The organism is Anaerospora sp., from assembly GCF_032013335.1.
Classification (GTDB): Bacteria; Bacillota; Negativicutes; order Sporomusales; family DSM-15969; genus Anaerospora.
Map to the genome: position 1 here is coordinate 12749 of NZ_DALZUO010000013.1, position 16724 is coordinate 29472.

Below are 16724 nucleotides of genomic sequence, written 5' to 3' on the forward strand. Positions count from 1 at the left end.
ATTATCGTCTTAATTCTTATTTTTAATCTTTTTATTTTCCTTCATACGCTTCTGGTTTTAAAATCCCGATAAAAGGAAGATTACGGTATTTCTCCGCATAATCCAAACCATAACCAACAACAAAATGGTCAGGAATTGTAAAACCGTTATAGTCCACATGTACTTCTTTTTTGCGCCGTTCCGGTTTATTCAGCAAGGTAACGAGACGGATGCTTGCCGGCTTACGGGAATGCAGGTTATCCAGCAGGTAGTTAAGGGTTAGACCTGAATCAATGATATCCTCAACAACGAGCAAATGCCGTCCGGCAACTTCTTCATCAAGATCTTTCAATATCCGGACAATCCCACTCGATGTGGTTGAGGCGCCGTAGCTGGATACAGCCATAAAATCAATTGCGACCGGGATGCTGATAGAGCGCGCCAGGTCACTCATGAAAATAACTGCCCCTCTGAGCACCCCTATCATAAGTATTTCCTCACCCGCATAATCGGCACTAATTTGATCACCAATTTCTTTCACCCGAGTGGCAATTTGGTCTGCCGATAATAGTACTTCTTGAATGTCATTAATCACTGTAATCCTCCTGTTTCATTAATGTAAGCTGCAAAAAACGGCTTGTTTGGGCTGTCACTTTCCCCCGCTCAGACTGGCGATAGCCAGCAGCCCATATTATACCTTGCCGGTCGCAAACCAACGGGATGCTGTCCCGTTGACAGCGCGGGATCTTGCTGTCAATAAAAAACTCTTTCAATTTTTTACTGCCTTTAATCCCCAAAGGGTTAAATCTGTCTCCCTCTTGGCGAGTGCGTACAACTAACGGCTCCTGTAACTCATTCCAGTCAAATAACGCTTGCCCTAATGCCAAAGATTCAATAGGTATATCACTGAGTTTGGCAATGATAGCAATACCTAACTGTGTTAATACCGTACTGCCAGGGATATTCAGCATGACTTCAGACAAAGCGACTCTTGATTTTGATTCACATTGTCGGCTAAAGGTTAATGCTATACTGGAATAACCTTTTTGCGCTATCAAACCTCCTGGTAAAGGAAGGCTGCTTCCAACAGATCCTCTTACTGCCATTTCTATCAAATTTTCCACATGCAAGAAACTTATTCCTTTTAAGTGACCTTGTTTTTTTTCAATTGCCAAGCGAAATATTTCTCGCTGCATACTGACATGGTATTTTACAAGTTCTTCACTATTGAGATAAATGTAATCAGAAGTCTCTTTTCCAATTGATTGCCACGCTTTTTGAGCGCTTTGCAGAATAAAATCGTGTTCATCACTGATAATCTCCGCAGTACGGCATAGGCTGCTGCGCAGAGCAGGATTATACCGGCTTTCCAAGTGAGGAATAAGTTCCAGGCGAATACGGTTGCGCAAAAAATCAAGATTTTGATTGGACATATCTTCGCAAGGCTGCAATTGAGTCAACTGACAAAATGCTTCGATCTCCTGCCTGCTGACTGCCAGCAGTGGCCTGATCAGCAAGCCGCTGACGCGCTTCATCGCTCCAAGTCCTTTAGTCCCGCTCCCTCTCAACAAGTGGAGGAGTACAGTTTCAGCTTGATCATCCCGGTGGTGGCCAATAGCAATTTTACTTGCCTGCCATTCCTCTGCCACCTGGTACAAAAACCGGTATCGTACAATTCGAGCTGCTTCTTCAGCAGATAAACCCGTTTTCTGTATATATTCAGGAACATTAATTTCCGTTTGGTAATATGCCGCGCCTAGTTGACCGGCAATCCGTCCGACAAAGCGTGCCTCTTCCGTTGACTCTTCCCTAAACATGTGATTAACATGGGCTACAGCTATCTCCAGCTGATAGTAGGGGCGCAATTCAGCAAGGATATAAAGCAATGCCAGCGAATCGGGCCCGCCAGAGCAGGCAACCACGACCCGATCGCCTTTAGTCAGCATTTCATATCGCTGAATATGAGCTTTAATTTTTTCCAGCATGTCCCAAACCACCTTCCAACCGGTAATTAATAACCAACCGGTAAATGGTGGCACTAAGAAATATGCCAAAGGCAATCGCTCCGGCAATTAATAAAGTCTGCATGCCCAGTGCAACTCCTTCAATATATTCACCTCTTACCATATGCAGCATAGTCGTATATGCTTCCCTTCCAGGCACTAGCGGTATAAAGCCCGGAGTGGTAAACACTGTAGCCGGCTTCCGCAGCTTCCGCGCCAGTAATTCAGCAATAAACCCAACAGTAAGGCTGGCAAGAAAACTGCCAAATATAACGTTCATTTGGTTGCTGACAGCTGCATAAAATACCAGCCAGGCCGCCACCCCCACAAAACTGGCAGACAGCAGCAGTTGTCGGGGAATCCGATACATAACTCCCACAGCCATCCCCATAAAAAAGACTGCCGTAATTTTGAGTAATACCATTTCTATCACCTCACCAAAGTTGCAGAGCCAGTACAATTACGACTCCCATAGCTACAGCTACTGACGTAAGTGCTGCCTCCAGCCCCCGTGAAATACCACTCAATAGATCACCGGCAATAGTGTCGCTAATAGCATTTGTTATCGCAACTCCCGGTACCAGCGGTAAAATACCACCAACAATGATGATATCGCGACTTAAATGAGGCCATATATAACAGGCAGCTACGCCGATTAATCCAGCCGTTATTGAGCCAAGAAACTCATATGTGAAGCGTACGCCGTGCAGCCGTGAAACAACATGAGCAATATAGCGGACAACGGCTGCAGCAAAAAAGGCCAGCGACAACTCTGCCATAGTGCCGTTTTGAAGTACTGCAAAACCAGCCCCTACCGTTCCCGAAGCAAGCATGGATGGCAATAAGGAAAATCCGGTCCGTTCTTTGGCAATCCGTTTTAAAATGGCATAAGCATCCTGATAGCTAATCCGGCTGTCTACTAACCGGCGCGATAATTCATTAATTTTAGCAATACGGTCTAAGTTTATCGTCCGGTCCCGCACCCGTCTCATGGTTGTTAAGGACCGGCCGCTTCTATCAGTTACCGTAACAAAAACGCCCGTTGGAATGACAAAGCTTTCTGCATACCTGGCTCCGCATGCGCGAGCCATATGATCCATCGTTTGCTCCACCCGCGAGGTCTCTGCCCCGTTTTTCAGCATAATCTCCCCTGCAAGTACAACAAGATCAACTATTTCTTCCGGTGAACTCGGGCTCATCGGTGAACGCCTCCTAAAACTGGCTTAATCGTTGACCGATTTGTATTCTCCTGCCAACAGTCATTCTCCTGCTAGACCCTTAGCCATTACCACCATATTGTATCCTTCTGCAGTTTTTTTTAATCTACTTTCCATCTGGACATAAGGAAGGCCCGGCAAGTATGCCAGGCCATTCTTACGCGTATTGTACGAGCGGCGGCTTGCCTACAAGCCGGGCAACTAACACGGTCATATCATCACGCCGATTGGTCCCGGCCAGTTCATGAGCCTGGCACAAAAGCTTATCAGCTATCTCTTGCGGGTTAGTACTGTTGGTTCGCCGTAGAAAATTAGCCACCCAATTCTCCTTTTCAACTCCTCTGGACAATGCATCAACAATACCGTCACTTACCATCACAATAATATCGCCATTTACTAATGTCGCTCTCACTGGTTCAATTTCTATTTGATGCAATATTCCAATCGGCAATGATGCCGACTGAACGGTAGTTACTTCTCTTACCCGTTTGATAAAACTGGGTGCTGAGCCTATCTTTAAAAATTCGGCTTCTCCGGAATAAGTATCAATAATTGCCATATCAACTGTAGCAAATGTCTCATCCGGTGTACGCAGCATCAGCATTGAATTTACCGTCTTAACCGCCACATCCACATCATAGCCCGCTGAAAGCAGCCGTTCAAGGAACTTGATAGTCATGGCACTTTCCTTGGCTGCCTGCTCACCGCTCCCCATGCCATCACTGAGCATCAAGGCAGTTTTTTCTTTATTTACAGGTGCCACGGAGCACGAATCCCCACACCTTTCTTGTCCTTTCGACGCATAAGCGATCCCTGTCTCAATATGAAAGCATTGCACAGCCTGCATACTGAGACGGCATTTTTTATTCTTTACAATACTGCCGCACTGGGACTCTAATGTTAGTTTTTCCTGAATTAAATCCGTAACAAGCGGCAGAACCGTATTAATGCATTCCCTAGCATGATTGCAGGGTTTTTTCGTCAACTCGATTGTAGTGGCACCTCTCCTGCCGCTTACCTTCACATTAGCGACTTCGCATTCTACCAGAGCGCAGCGTTTCTGGACAGTCTTAGCAACCTCTGTATCCGAGCGTGGTTCTTTACTCATTTGATGAGTTAAGTTATGCAGGATAAGGCCAGTAGCCTTTAATTGCTCGGTAACCATCTGCCGCGTATCAGTAAGCTTCTTCTGCCAGTATAAATTGTTTCTATTTTTTTCCGCCATCCAATCCATGATCTCAACCAGATGCTCCTTATTTAAACAAGAATCCTGCAGCACTTTTGCTAAATTACGAACGGTCAGGCTGCCCGCCTCGGCCAGCGCAAAGCTGTCAAGCAATGCCTGATACGTTTTATAAAAATCCTTTTCCCAGCATTGCGACCTTCGCTGGCACTCACCACAAACCTGTTTACCTACTGCAGCCATTAAATGATTAACCTGATCTTCCTTCATTTTTTCCTTAGCGCCAGAGGATATCTCACCAAAAGCATTCGCCAAATCATAAAACATATCGGAAAGATGGTTTAATTTATCTAGCGCAGGTGCCATTAGTTGTTCTGCTGTAACAAGCGGCGCCGACGAAGCTGCAGTCCTTACCTGCCACAGGGCCAGCCGGCTTGCTGGCAGGAAAATCACTGCTGCTGACGCTAACGCTGCTTCAGCCAATACCCTAATGAGCTCTAACGACTGTCCTAAATACATGACAGCAATCGCATTTCCTAATACAAACCCAATTGCCACAGCATATTTACCAATTGGGCGAAAAACGCCTGCAAGCGCACCAGCCAGTGCATAAACGGCAATGGCCATCGTTGCATTTCCATCACTCAAGCCAATTACAAGCCCAACTGCCACTCCCGTCGAAGCCCCCATACCGGCACCACCGCTTAAGGCTAAGGTCATAATAAGCAAACTCCCTGCTATATTACGCACGCTGTAGTCCCACAAAGTAAAATTGCCGATACCTGCTACCGCAATCGCCAGTATGACCATCGCACAACTATAGGCCTCTGCAGGAAGCTCTTTCCGGTCTTCGCGGTTTGCTAAGAGTGGTGCTCCGTAAAGGAAAAGACTTGATAAAACCAAGCATAACATACTGTCAAATAAAACGAGTAAGAGATTGTACAATGCACCTTGCTGCCATAAGGCGATAACCATACCACTTAATGAAACTACTGCAAATAAAAATAAAGGAACTGTCATTACCTTGTTATGAAAACGCGATAGGCGGTCCCGGTAACGAAAGTAAAGAATAATTGCTAAGCTGTATAGCAATGCTTCGCTGTATCTGCCTGTTGATAGAACACCGGCTACTGCCCAGACGGCGGCAGTAATCGCCCTCTTGCCTGAAACTTGAGCGACAGCAGCAAAAAAAGCTAATCCAAAAGGTGATAATTCTCCCATGATTGATACGCGGCTCAGTAAAAAGGCCAACCCATTTGTTAATAACATCTCCCGGCCAAATAAAGCAATCATACTATCCCTTAACAGATAAAGTAAAGGTCTTATATTGATTGACCGCTTAACAGCCGGACGTTGAGCAGACTGCAGACTCTCGGAGATAGGCAGCGCTTCTGCCGGAAGTGTCACAACCGAAACTTTTGGCATATTTTCCACCCCTAGCGCATATGTGTATTCCCATTTTACATATTTTGGTAATCAAATATTGTCCGAACAAGTCGCTTTAATCGTAAAAAAAACCGACAAAAAGGGTGGGTAAAACAGCAAAAACCACCTGACAACTGTTTTGTCAGGTGGCACTGCTGCTTTGGGCATTGTTTTTTTGTCGAAACTCAGCTATTTTGCTTAGCAAAGAGCTGTTCAATTATTCCTTCCAGGATATCCTGTTCACTCACAGTCAATCCATCCGCTTCAAGCGAACTAAGTAGTGCAGATAATATGGCGATACCATAAACAATAATATCTGCCCGCTCGGGCTGGAGCCCTGCTACTTGTCTTCTCTCAGCCAGCGGCATTGCCGCCAAAGTGGTTAAAAGTCGATTTACACAACTTGTCGATAGAAAATAGCGGTGTACCTTCTCACTGTCATAGAGCGCCAGCTGCTGCGCAATGGCAGCCAGTGATGTTATGGTACCGCCTACACCGGTAATGACATCGGCCTGTGCCAACGGAGGCAGTGCTCTGATTGTATCATTTATATAGGGGAGAATCTCGGCAATATTATTTATTATTCCGTTATTATGAGCCGGAAAGATATCTTTTAGACGTACAGCACCAACATTCAGGCTCTGGGCAACCTTTAATTCTTTCCCCTCACCACAGGCCAGTTCCGTGCTGCCGCCGCCAATATCAATAATCATTTGACTGCCTTCGGCCGCTCGTCCCTGCAGGGCGCCATTAAAACTAAGCGAGGCTTCAGCAGTCCCTGACAGAATTTGGATGTCAACTCCGGTCTTTTCCCGGCACAGTTGTATAAACTCTAAGCCATTTGCTGCATCGCGAACGGCACTAGTCGCAACAGCCATCACTTCATTTGCCTTGTACTCCTTTGCAATATCAGCCATGGCAGCGACAGCCTCCAGCGTACGCTCCACCGCCTCAGGTGCCAGGCGACCGGAATGATGCACGCCCTGTCCCAGGCGGGTCGTCTTAAGTTCTTTTACCAGAGGTACAATTTGGCCGTCTTGCCAATCAGCAACAAGCAGCCGAACGGAGTTTGTTCCAATATCGATTGCAGCTTTTATATTCATACAGCCTCCAAATAACAAAGAGCATTCCTCTAGGAATGCTCTGTAGTAGCAACTATTATTCTGCACGTCTGGCGCCACCGCGGCCGCCACGCTTTGAATCAGTATTGCGCTTTAAGTCTGTCAGGCGTTCATCGCTATCTTTAAGGAACTTATTTAGCTTATCTTCAAATGACAAGCTATTAAAGCGATTGGGACGCCGGTTGTCGTTGGTGTGAGGTTTTCTGGGTCCGGGGTTTACTGGAGCGGTCAGTTGCTTGATAGACAACCCGATTTTTCCGCGTTCATCAACCGATAAGACCTTCACCTTGACGCGATCTTGTTCTTTCAGGAAGTCTTTTACGTCGCGAACATATACATCAGCAACCTCTGAGATATGAACGAGACCGACCTTTCCTCCCGGGAGTTCTACGAATGCACCGAAGTTTGTGATGCCAGTCACAACTCCCTCTACCACACTGCCAACTTCAATGGACATACTGCTCAAATTTCCTCCTTAAAAAATGCTTTTAGTTTCTGCAACCATATTATACTCCTGACAATGAAAAGGTGTCAAGGAATGTTGCCTATAACAATATATTTAGCGAACATAGGGAATTTCTCCCGGTTTAACCAGCCCCAATTCTTCACGGGCCAGCTTCTCAACATGGGCAGGTGTCGATAACTTTTGTTTTTCCTGGCCCATAGCTTCATTCGTTTGCTGCAATTGCTCAAGCTGCGTTTTCGTCGCTTCTATTTCACGACTGATAGCAGCATACTGTAATTGCTGATTAACACAAACATAAACGGTATATAAAATTATTGCAATCATAACCACTCGGAACCAGTTCAAGCGGTATTTGCGCTTAACCAATATCTTCCACCACCGTTTGGGAGATTAAGTAACAAAGCTGCTGACCTTATTATTAGATAGAGTATTCTGCGATAGCGGAATAATTCCTCTTTGTGGAAATAAATAAATTACTGTGTGTTTTACTCAGGAGGCGGCTTATCTTTTGGTTTGATTGCACTCAGTTTTCGCCACAAACGTCCAAGCTGGTGCCGGGATTGAACCAGCGGCCATGCCAGCAGGCGAGTTACAAAGCTTACTGGCACAATAACAGTATATACAAAGATCTTTTTACCCCATCTGAGCAGCCATCCAATGCATCGCAATACACGAATCATCAAATAAATTGCGTACCGGCTGAGCAAACGATAATAAGCGGCACCTCCGCCAAGGAGCCCCAGGAAAACATATAACCTAAGTTCCAGCCAATTACACAGCAAAAGGGAGACTAATACAGTAGCAGTTGCAACAATCCAATAGATAAAATCAGCAACTGTTGTCATCACAAAACGAGGCCGGAAAACCCCTCTTAAAACACGATAAAAATCAAAAATGATGCCTAAAAACGCCCCTGTCAGCAAGGTCACCAAAAAGATTTGTATCTGTCCATACAGCTCCATCTTTTCACCTCCATCGCCAGGAGCGATGTAGTCTATTCATCTGTCTCACCAATGTTATCAGACCTACGATAATTCCTGCAAATATCCACCAGGCTGCCCGATACACCTCTTCCCATCTTCTGGCAGGCACGGCATAAACAGGCACCAGCTTATTCTGGTTCTGGTACCAATATCCAATGATTCGCTCCACATACTCCTGCGTTTCCTGGTAAGGCGGTACTCCGCCATACCTTTCCACTGCCCCCGGACCGGCATTATAAGCAGCTAGCGCTAAGATCATATTTCCTTTAAAGCGCTGCACCATTTCACTTAAGTACGCTGTCCCTATTCCGATATTTAGCTCAGGGTTAAAATAGCATTCGGTCGTGCACTCACCGGCATGCCTGCCCTTACAGATATTTACCCGCTTATTTACCTGTCTCCAGGTATCGGGAATAACCTGCATTAACCCATATGCACCCGCTCTGGAGACTGCCCGGGGCTGGAAAGAGCTTTCTGCTTGAATGACTGCTGCTGTTACTTGTGGATTAAGCTGATAAACTTTACCATAGTGGTTGATAAAATCAGCATAGGGAACTTTTTCTATTTCCCTCCATTTATTGGCACTTGAATTAAAATCGTCAAATACAGCCTGCCGATAGCCTTCTGCCATGTAGCGGGCTATGGCGATAATACCTGCATCAATAACCAACATTACCAACAAAACATACCAAACTGCCAGTAAGCGGTGCCGTCCTATCCTTCTCACCTTTTCGTCCCGTTATTTAAGCAGCCTGTTTAGCAGCCCTTTTTTTTGCTTTGGTTCATCATCATATACTAATGCTTTAATCAACCCTTCTATCACAATATTGCCTTTATCCAGATTTAGCTGTTGGATGTTAAGACCTTCTCCTTTAATAACTAACGGTCCCCGTTCTGTATCCATTACCACTTCTTTTTCATCAGCACTTCCCAGCGAAATAACGCCTTCCACTGTCATTTCCTCACGATCTACCAGTGTAAACTGATGACGCCATTTTGGGGTTTTATCGTCGATGGGCATAAAAATCCCTCCTATATACTGACTCAAATTACTATATGCCATTTTTTTCTTTCTTAGCACAAAACATATAAAAAAAGAACGGTAATAAGGCCGTCCTTTTTCGGTCATGATAAAGCTGGGTGATGTTATGAATGTCCATATTGATATGAATCAAACCTGGCAGACTGCCAAATTCATCATAGTACACACAGCTCAGCCGGAGCTGTACCTTGCCCTCTTGATCACTGCCATTTGCTCTTGGCATTTGGCCAATATGCTTGCAAAGCATAATGACCGCCTCCGGGACGCTATGTTTTCCCGGAAAATTAGTTATACTTGTCTGCTGCTTATTGCTACGCTGTTCATCCTGCGCCAGTTTTTAAAATAATTATTTATGCTCACCGCTATTCTGTATAGATATCTTGACGCTAGTCTCTACTGGAATGGTAGGAAAAACTTCATCCCACCGATCCTTCACCTTTTCCCATGTTTTAGGCTCATAAGCTTTTAACTTTTGTCCAAAACCAGCATCATCAATGCCTGCCTTTTGCATGACTTGAAGAGCATGCTCAATATTGTGCTGCACTTCTTGCGCAAACATCATCTCTGCTTTATCCATGAAAGCCCTGTCAGTAGCGTCATGGTCACCACTGCAGCTAATTTCACCAATATTCCCCCTCATAGTAATATTCATTTTGAAACTAATCTGATCACCGTCTATCTGAGGAGTAACAGTTGTTTCCTGCTGGAACATCTCAAAAACCACCGTTTCGTCAGGGTGAAACGGACACGAAAAAGCTATGAGTGCTGCTTTCTCTATTCCCAACAAAAATTTGGCTCCTTTAACCGTATATTCATCCCAGTACTCAAAAAACTTATCTTTCTTAAATACTGCCATTGACCTGACCTTCACCTGCTTACCGCTCATTTCAATTGCCGGCAGCACAACATCAACCTTGTTATCAAGCCGAACGGAAGTAGCTCCGAGATCGGTATTGGACCCGGCCACATGAAGGTTTTTTATCGAACGGCTGATATTAGCAATAAATATACCGCCTGCTTCACCGGTCTGCGGTACAAAATCAAGAAAGGGTCTGGCATCCTGCGGAGTGATATACACTTTCGTCCGCCAACGTATCTCCGCATCACGGCGAAAAAGGTCTATCAGCGTAGTAAGGCCAAATTTGCGGGCAGCCGCCTCACTAATGATAATGCTCTGAATATGTTCAAACCAAAGGGGCTTACTGTTTTGACCGTTGGCATCACGAAGCATCTCATGCATCGAACGGCCTGTATTGGAAATTACATATGTCTTGCTGGGGCTGTTCTCGCCTCTTTTCTGCGGTGACAGAGACAATACCTGCAGACTTAACCGCAGTGGTTTTCTTCCACTTCCCTCTGTGAAGGTTTCCAGTGGTGTACTGTTCTCCAGCCCCTCGTCAGCCAAATCAATAGCTACTGCTAAAACAAAGCTGCGATCCTGAATCTCATGACGATCCCAGCAGCCAGTCAAAAAGACTGTGCTTATTAGGCATAATAAGGTATAGCTAATGAATAGCCGCTTCGTACTACTTACCATTACCGCACCTGCCTAACTGCCATTTTACCAGCAGATAAACGGCTGGAATAATAATCACCGAAAATGCGAAACCCAGCATGCGGCTTACTTTTACCATCGTTAAGTATCCGCTTAAGTCATGAAGTGACATGCTAGCAGCAAAAATAAGGATACTAAAAACAATCACAAATGGCCGGTGATCTTTAAAGCCGAAATATTGCGTCCATATAACGCTCGAAATATACAGCCAAATTACTATTGTGATAAAACCGAGAGGAATCCAGCTCAGCAAAAGATAATTGTCCAGCCGCTCAATAAATGTACCTGGTAGATCAATCCCCCGCACTGCCAGCAGCGTAGGATAAATAATGTTGTTCACTCCGGCTACCGTCATACTGCCTACGGTAGAAACAAAAGTCAAAAGCATCAGTGCACTTTTAAAAATAAAGCTGCCCGATATTGCTGCTACCAGACTGGTACTTTGCCTATCAATTGTCGGCAATAAAATTAAGAGTATTTCATACCCGTAAAAGTAAGGCCAGCTAAAAATTGCTCCTTTTATGACCCCGGCAACATTTACAGGCCATAGCGGATATAAATTGATGAGTTTGACATTGATCATGCTAAGCATCAATAAGCCCAGCAGCGGTAATGCGCTCATAAACAATAAACTTTGAGACAGGCGAAGAATAGTTCCCAGATCTTGTACCGCCCCATAGGCACACACAATCACGAAAGGTAAGATAACTACTTCAATTGGTGTTCGATCAAACATAAAAAAGACAATTTCCCGCCCGAAAGATTGAATCCTCACTGAACTTTGTATCAGAAGCACACCAGTGAAAAACAATAGCGTCACTGCCGTCAGAGCCTTTCCCAAAACACTAGGCAAATATTCAACTATTGACTGGCCGGGAAAGCAATCACCTAATTTGATCATAATTACGCCGGCAAAAAAATACAAGCCGCCCCCTAGTAATACACTCACCCAGGTATGTTGCGCGGCCACGGGTACTAAAGTTGCAGGCATAACAAGCACGGCCGTTCCAGTTCCCATTGCTGCTACCATTAGTGCAAATTGGCTCGGTGACATTGATGTGCGTCTTTCCAGGTTTCCCATATTAGCTGCCCTTCTTTCCTATCCGTTCCTGGTCCTGCTCGCCGAGCTGCTTGGGGCGGCTCTTAAGCAGAGTTTCCGGCAACCGGACGAACATATCTTTCCAGTCTCTCAATAACGTAATGTTAAAGAGATTTCCTCCGTATGATTCACCGAAGCTGCGCAGAGAGCACAGATGAGTAACAATAACCATCAAACTCAGTGCAATACCATATAGTCCTAAAACAGAAGCCATAATAATTGTCGGTACGCGCAAAACGCGCAGCGATGTGCTAAAACTATACGTAGGCATGGTAAAGGAAGCAATAGCAGTAACAGACGTTAAAACCACAAGCAATGCATTAACCAGCCCTGCTTCTACAACGGTTGTCCCGATAACCAAAGCACCGACCACACCAGCAGCACCGGAAATTTTTTGTGGCAGTCGTACAACTGCTTCCTGAAATAGCTCAATCAGGACTTCCATAAATAAGGCTTCCATAAAAGCAGGGAACGGAGAACGAAGCCGCTGTTCCGCTACTGAAATTGCTAACGCTGTAGGTAGCATCCCCGGATGGTAGGAAACAAGCGCAATATAAAAAGCAGGTAGAAAAATAGCAACAGCGGTCGAAAAAAAACGGGTGAGCCGGGTGAGACTAGTAACAATCATAGGGGTAGAGTAATCCTCTGACGATTGTAATATTTGGGCATAAGTAGTTGGTACCAGTAGAATATCGCAGACATTATCTAAAACAATTGCCACTCGTCCTTCATAAAGCGACGATACAACTTTATCCGGACGCTCTGTTGCCTGTGTCTGCGGGAAAGGTGACCAGGGATGATCAATAATGAACTCTTCTACATTAGCGGTAGACGTTACTCTGTCAACCTTAATCCGGTTGATACGCTGCTCTATTTCTTCCATCAAGCCTGGCTTAACTAAATTAGCAGCATAGACCAAAGCAACCTTCGATTTGCTTCTTTCACCAATATACAGCATGCGGACTTTAATGTTATTATCACGGCAGTGACGGCGGATCATAGCAATACTATCCGTTAAGTCTTCATTAAATGCCTCATGAGAGCCAAGAATGACAGTCTCATTTTGCGGAATATTAATCGAGCGCTTGCGGTAGTGCATTGCTTCCATCAGCAAGCACTCTGCAACACCATCAATAAACAAAGCGGCATAACCACTTAGCACATTTGTAATGATTTCACGAGCACTATTGCTCGTGATCAACGCAGATACTGGCAAAATATTATAAAAAGATGTAAAATTGCTAACCTTATAGTCTTTTTTAAGTTGCAGCAGAGGAGCCAGTATCGACTCATCCAGTTTATTACTGCCAATCATGCCTTCTACATAAACAATCAAAGCGTTATGCTCGCCAATGGAGAATTCACGGTATTTCACGTCATCACAATCGCGGAATACTACATCAAGCAACTTCCGGTTAGCGGTAAGGTCTTCAGTAAAGAGAAAAGGCTCTTCTGCCGGCGCTGCTACTTGGCGAATCCGGGCAGTAAGGCTGCTTAATTCCTCGCCCAGTTCAGCACTTCCATTAATCAAATCCCGCAGATTCTTTAATGAATCAAGCGCCTGCTCTTTAGAAGCATGGGCAAACACAGCAGAGAGTTTCTGTATGCGTTGTTCTTTTTTGTACGCCATCATTTGCTCCTCGCTTCACAAGCACATTGCCTAATTTGGTGTTTGCCTCCAGTATGTTATTTTTTGTAAATTGACCTATTTTATACATCATTTCCAGTGATAGGAAGAAAAATAAGAAAAAGCAGAGCATTACGCTCTGCTTTTCTTATTTAATTCCAGCGCTTTTCCAGCGTAACTCCCGGGTAGTAATAACCGACAATTTCTTCCGGCTTTTTGCCGTCTTTTGCCATTTTATTAGCACCCCATTGCGACATACCCACACCGTGACCATATCCCTTGCCGGAAAAAGTAACTTTATTACCTTCTACAGCTACTTTATCCAGCAAAGTAGATTTTAGCTCCGTACTTCCAATTGCAATTCTAAATTCGGGTGCAGGCACTTGTATATTGCCGTTGACAACAAAAATAGTTGCCCGCTGCGATTGTCCTTTTTCCTGTATCGCAAATTTTTCAATTTTGTCTACTTTTTGCCCGGCCTTCTCTACAGCAGCCATTACTTTGTCCATCGGAAAACTCACTGTCCAGCTCTGCACCTCCTTAGGAGCAAGTTCATCCGGTGACTGGACAGGCTTGATATAGGGTGGTTCCGCATCTTTATAGTTGAGACCTTCCTTGGCAGAAGCCGTCATACCACCGGCTGAAGCATGAAACCAGGTTTTTGCTAGTTTTCCCTGATACATAATGACCTGTCCCCGTGTCATTTCAACCGCTTTTTTTACATTATCATTCACATCTTTGGCATTATAGGCCTGAAATTCTTTAATATCTGTCGAAGCCTGTGTCCCACGGGCTGGTACGCCCCCTTTACTTTCGATTGCTTCCAGCGTAAAGGTGCGGGCAATGATTGCCTGTGCAGCTAATGCTTCCACGGGCCAATCACTCTTCATTTCACCGGCTACTACCCCGGCAATATACTCTTCCATCTTCATCGTTTTCTTTTCATTTGTTTCGTGCATAAAGACAGTTATTTCCGGCTCGCTCCCTTGTACATTCTGACTCTGCGGAGCGGGTGACGGCTGGGCTGGAGTAGGTTTCTTCTGCGGACTGCAGCCTGATAATACAACTAGGAATGCTACCAGCAATACAGGAATACACATCCATTTGCAATATGTTTTATTCACAAATAACCAAGCCTCCTTTACGCCTTAGTATGGCAGGAGAGCAAAAAATTCATGCAGGCTTATCAATTAGGAAGGAACTGTGCCACGTCATTTTGCACTTTTTCTTTAATAACGCCGCCGCTTCAGCAATGTCGCCAGGATTACGGCTGCAGTCATTATTACTGGTAACGACAGCAATGGATATCGAAATAAGCGGAAAGGATTCTTCCGTCCCATGACGATTTTTCGAAACAATATAACCGTGATTACGGTCAGTCTCATTGTAGAAATTGCGTATGCGGCAATCAAATCTCTCAATTAATTCAAGACAAAGCTTAGTAACACTATCGGTACAAACAACAGCCACAAAGTCATCACCACCGATATGCCCCAGAAAAGACTCTGTGTACCCTAATTCATAAAGGGTGCTTTGGATAACTTGCGCCGTCATAGCCAGTACACGGTCACCATTTTCAAAGCCATAGGCATCATTATAAGCCTTAAAATTATCCAAATCAAAATACAGTACTGCAAAAGCTTGCTCGTCGTGTACGACCCGCTCCAGCTCCCGCTCAATAATGACATTACCAGGCAGACCGGTGAGCGGATTGGCATGCTTTGCCCGCGTGATTTCAATCTGCGTGGTAGCCTCCAGCAGCCGCTTAATCGTTGTCATTCCAAAATATTGGGCCTCTTTAGTAATAATGATGTAATCATAAATACTGTCGTCTTCTCTGGCAACTGCTGATTTCGCTACCTGTTCCAGGGAGGTATGATAGTCAACAATTAAGGGATGTTTATCCATGAGCAGAGAAACGGGCCGGTTCATATAAACAGCCACACCATACTGAGTTGCCAAACGGCTTAGAAACTTGCTCTTCATCATTAATCCAACCGGTTTTCCATCTTGAACAATAGGCACAGCAAGTAAGCTGGGCTGCGCATTAAAATATTCTAGCAGTTTTCCCCCGCATATAGTAGGTCCAAAAGGCTTGTCATCACGGGCTAGTTCTCCGATGGGAATGGCCAGGGTGGTTTGAAAGTGCTGACGTTTGCGCTGTTCATACTTTTCTTTGATATATTGCCGCACACCCTCAGAAATATCGGTAAAATCAGGCGATGGTTTGTGCAAGAAATAGCCTTGTCCATAGGGAATGCCAAGATTGATTAACGTCGCTAGCTCATTAGCAGTCTCAATACCTTCGGCAATAATCTGTGAGTTAGTTACTAAGGAAAAATCGTATAATGCTTTCAGCATAGCCTGTTTAACATTATCTTTGTCAATACCGCGAATTAGTTCCATATCTACTTTAATAAAATGCGGATAAGACTGGGCGAGCAGACGCAGCCCGGAATAACCGGAACCGGTATCATCAATGGCAATTTTATAGCCTTGACTTTTATAATTATCTAAGGCTTTGCGAAAATTAGTGTAATCCTCAATCGCTGTTTTTTCAGTTATCTCAAAAATTACATTGCCCACATCAGCACTAAGCTGAGCGATTAACTCTTTCGTATATCCTTTCTGAAAACGGCTATCGTAAAAAATCTTGGGATCTACGTTAATAAAAATTAGATTGCTGGAAATTACCTTTTGCGCCTTTTCCAGTGCCTTTGTCCGGCAAAGGTATTCTAACTCCCATACCAGGTTAAATTCAGCAGCTGCCTGAAACAAACTGTCCGGCCGATGCAGGACGGAATCTTGAGGTCCCCGGCTTAGCGCTTCATAACCAAGTACCGTACCCTCAGTAAGGCTGACAATGGGCTGAAATACAGCTTCGATTTGCTTATGTGCTAATATATTCTGCAATTCCAGCAAAAGTGGATTAAGCGGTGCCTCTGCCTGCTCCGCATCACCTGCCGAAAATACACTTGTCATTTCTGCCCATAAGGAAAACATAGCTATTCCCCCTGCGAAAAA

The 16724-nt window shown here is 44.7% G+C and carries 17 protein-coding genes; all 17 read right to left on the minus strand.

Annotated features, from left to right (window positions below):
- Nucleotides 1–31: 31 nt before the first annotated feature.
- The gene (gene hpt, locus RTR76_RS11795) at nucleotides 32–574 is read right to left on the minus strand and encodes a hypoxanthine phosphoribosyltransferase (RefSeq protein WP_312520888.1); all 543 of its coding nucleotides are present in this window, start codon (nucleotides 572–574) and stop codon (nucleotides 32–34) included.
- Nucleotides 567–1964 carry a tRNA lysidine(34) synthetase TilS gene (tilS, locus tag RTR76_RS11800; RefSeq protein ID WP_312520890.1) on the minus strand — a complete coding sequence of 466 codons (1398 nt, stop codon included), beginning with the start codon at nucleotides 1962–1964 and terminating at the stop codon, nucleotides 567–569. Before tilS ends, hpt begins: the two co-directional genes overlap by 8 nt.
- Complete coding sequence (locus tag RTR76_RS11805; RefSeq protein WP_312520892.1) at nucleotides 1948–2406, minus strand: threonine/serine exporter family protein; 459 nt, start codon at nucleotides 2404–2406, stop codon at nucleotides 1948–1950. Before RTR76_RS11805 ends, tilS begins: the two co-directional genes overlap by 17 nt.
- A 10-nt stretch (nucleotides 2407–2416) precedes the next feature.
- Nucleotides 2417–3181, minus strand: coding sequence for a threonine/serine exporter family protein (locus RTR76_RS11810; RefSeq protein ID WP_312520895.1), 765 nt, complete (start codon nucleotides 3179–3181; stop codon nucleotides 2417–2419).
- A gap of 175 nt (nucleotides 3182–3356) precedes the next feature.
- Complete coding sequence (spoIIE, locus tag RTR76_RS11815; protein WP_312520897.1) at nucleotides 3357–5807, minus strand: stage II sporulation protein E; 2451 nt, start codon at nucleotides 5805–5807, stop codon at nucleotides 3357–3359.
- A 185-nt stretch (nucleotides 5808–5992) separates the two neighbouring features.
- On the minus strand, nucleotides 5993–6910 hold the full coding sequence (locus tag RTR76_RS11820) for a hypothetical protein (RefSeq protein ID WP_312520899.1): 918 nt from the start codon (nucleotides 6908–6910) through the stop codon (nucleotides 5993–5995).
- Nucleotides 6911–6965: 55 nt separating this feature from the next.
- Entirely contained in the window at nucleotides 6966–7385 is a 420-nt protein-coding gene (locus tag RTR76_RS11825; protein WP_312520901.1) for a S1 domain-containing RNA-binding protein, read from the minus strand.
- A 102-nt stretch (nucleotides 7386–7487) separates the two neighbouring features.
- Nucleotides 7488–7760 carry a septum formation initiator family protein gene (locus RTR76_RS11830; RefSeq protein ID WP_312520903.1) on the minus strand — a complete coding sequence of 91 codons (273 nt, stop codon included), beginning with the start codon at nucleotides 7758–7760 and terminating at the stop codon, nucleotides 7488–7490.
- 119 nt (nucleotides 7761–7879) lie between these two features.
- Entirely contained in the window at nucleotides 7880–8356 is a 477-nt protein-coding gene (gene yabQ / locus RTR76_RS11835; protein WP_312520904.1) for a spore cortex biosynthesis protein YabQ, read from the minus strand.
- Between the two features lie 4 nt (nucleotides 8357–8360).
- Nucleotides 8361–9104 carry a lytic transglycosylase domain-containing protein gene (locus RTR76_RS11840; RefSeq protein WP_312520906.1) on the minus strand — a complete coding sequence of 248 codons (744 nt, stop codon included), beginning with the start codon at nucleotides 9102–9104 and terminating at the stop codon, nucleotides 8361–8363.
- A 12-nt stretch (nucleotides 9105–9116) separates the two neighbouring features.
- Nucleotides 9117–9398, minus strand: a complete 282-nt coding sequence (locus RTR76_RS11845; protein ID WP_312520907.1) for a YabP/YqfC family sporulation protein — start codon at nucleotides 9396–9398, stop codon at nucleotides 9117–9119.
- Nucleotides 9399–9429: 31 nt separating this feature from the next.
- Entirely contained in the window at nucleotides 9430–9666 is a 237-nt protein-coding gene (locus RTR76_RS11850) for a hypothetical protein (RefSeq protein WP_312520908.1), read from the minus strand.
- A 99-nt stretch (nucleotides 9667–9765) separates the two neighbouring features.
- Nucleotides 9766–10956 carry a Ger(x)C family spore germination protein gene (locus RTR76_RS11855; protein ID WP_312520909.1) on the minus strand — a complete coding sequence of 397 codons (1191 nt, stop codon included), beginning with the start codon at nucleotides 10954–10956 and terminating at the stop codon, nucleotides 9766–9768.
- Nucleotides 10946–12055, minus strand: a complete 1110-nt coding sequence (locus RTR76_RS11860; RefSeq protein WP_312520910.1) for an endospore germination permease — start codon at nucleotides 12053–12055, stop codon at nucleotides 10946–10948. The genes RTR76_RS11855 and RTR76_RS11860 overlap by 11 nt, the downstream gene beginning before the upstream one ends.
- Before the next feature lies 1 nt (nucleotide 12056).
- A complete protein-coding gene (locus tag RTR76_RS11865; RefSeq protein ID WP_312520911.1) occupies nucleotides 12057–13706 on the minus strand; it encodes a spore germination protein in 1650 nt (549 codons plus the stop codon).
- A gap of 146 nt (nucleotides 13707–13852) precedes the next feature.
- Entirely contained in the window at nucleotides 13853–14824 is a 972-nt protein-coding gene (locus tag RTR76_RS11870; RefSeq protein WP_312520912.1) for a SpoIID/LytB domain-containing protein, read from the minus strand.
- Nucleotides 14825–14873: 49 nt separating this feature from the next.
- The gene (locus tag RTR76_RS11875) at nucleotides 14874–16703 is read right to left on the minus strand and encodes a GGDEF domain-containing protein (protein WP_312520914.1); all 1830 of its coding nucleotides are present in this window, start codon (nucleotides 16701–16703) and stop codon (nucleotides 14874–14876) included.
- Between the last annotated feature and the right edge of the window lie 21 nt (nucleotides 16704–16724).

Excerpts from the sequence above, each read along its gene's own strand:
- tilS (WP_312520890.1), bottom strand. The coding sequence starts at position 1,964 with ATGCTGGAAAAAATTAAAGCTCATATTCAGCGATATGAAATGCTGACT.
- RTR76_RS11805 (WP_312520892.1), bottom strand. The coding sequence starts at position 2,406 with ATGGTATTACTCAAAATTACGGCAGTCTTTTTTATGGGGATGGCTGTG.
- RTR76_RS11810 (WP_312520895.1), bottom strand. The coding sequence starts at position 3,181 with ATGAGCCCGAGTTCACCGGAAGAAATAGTTGATCTTGTTGTACTTGCA.
- spoIIE (WP_312520897.1), bottom strand. The coding sequence starts at position 5,807 with ATGCCAAAAGTTTCGGTTGTGACACTTCCGGCAGAAGCGCTGCCTATC.
- RTR76_RS11820 (WP_312520899.1), bottom strand. The coding sequence starts at position 6,910 with ATGAATATAAAAGCTGCAATCGATATTGGAACAAACTCCGTTCGGCTG.
- RTR76_RS11825 (WP_312520901.1), bottom strand. The coding sequence starts at position 7,385 with ATGTCCATTGAAGTTGGCAGTGTGGTAGAGGGAGTTGTGACTGGCATC.
- yabQ (WP_312520904.1), bottom strand. The coding sequence starts at position 8,356 with ATGGAGCTGTATGGACAGATACAAATCTTTTTGGTGACCTTGCTGACA.
- RTR76_RS11845 (WP_312520907.1), bottom strand. The coding sequence starts at position 9,398 with ATGCCCATCGACGATAAAACCCCAAAATGGCGTCATCAGTTTACACTG.
- RTR76_RS11850 (WP_312520908.1), bottom strand. The coding sequence starts at position 9,666 with ATGCTTTGCAAGCATATTGGCCAAATGCCAAGAGCAAATGGCAGTGAT.
- RTR76_RS11855 (WP_312520909.1), bottom strand. The coding sequence starts at position 10,956 with ATGGTAAGTAGTACGAAGCGGCTATTCATTAGCTATACCTTATTATGC.
- RTR76_RS11860 (WP_312520910.1), bottom strand. The coding sequence starts at position 12,055 with ATGGGAAACCTGGAAAGACGCACATCAATGTCACCGAGCCAATTTGCA.
- RTR76_RS11865 (WP_312520911.1), bottom strand. The coding sequence starts at position 13,706 with ATGATGGCGTACAAAAAAGAACAACGCATACAGAAACTCTCTGCTGTG.
- RTR76_RS11875 (WP_312520914.1), bottom strand. The coding sequence starts at position 16,703 with ATGTTTTCCTTATGGGCAGAAATGACAAGTGTATTTTCGGCAGGTGAT.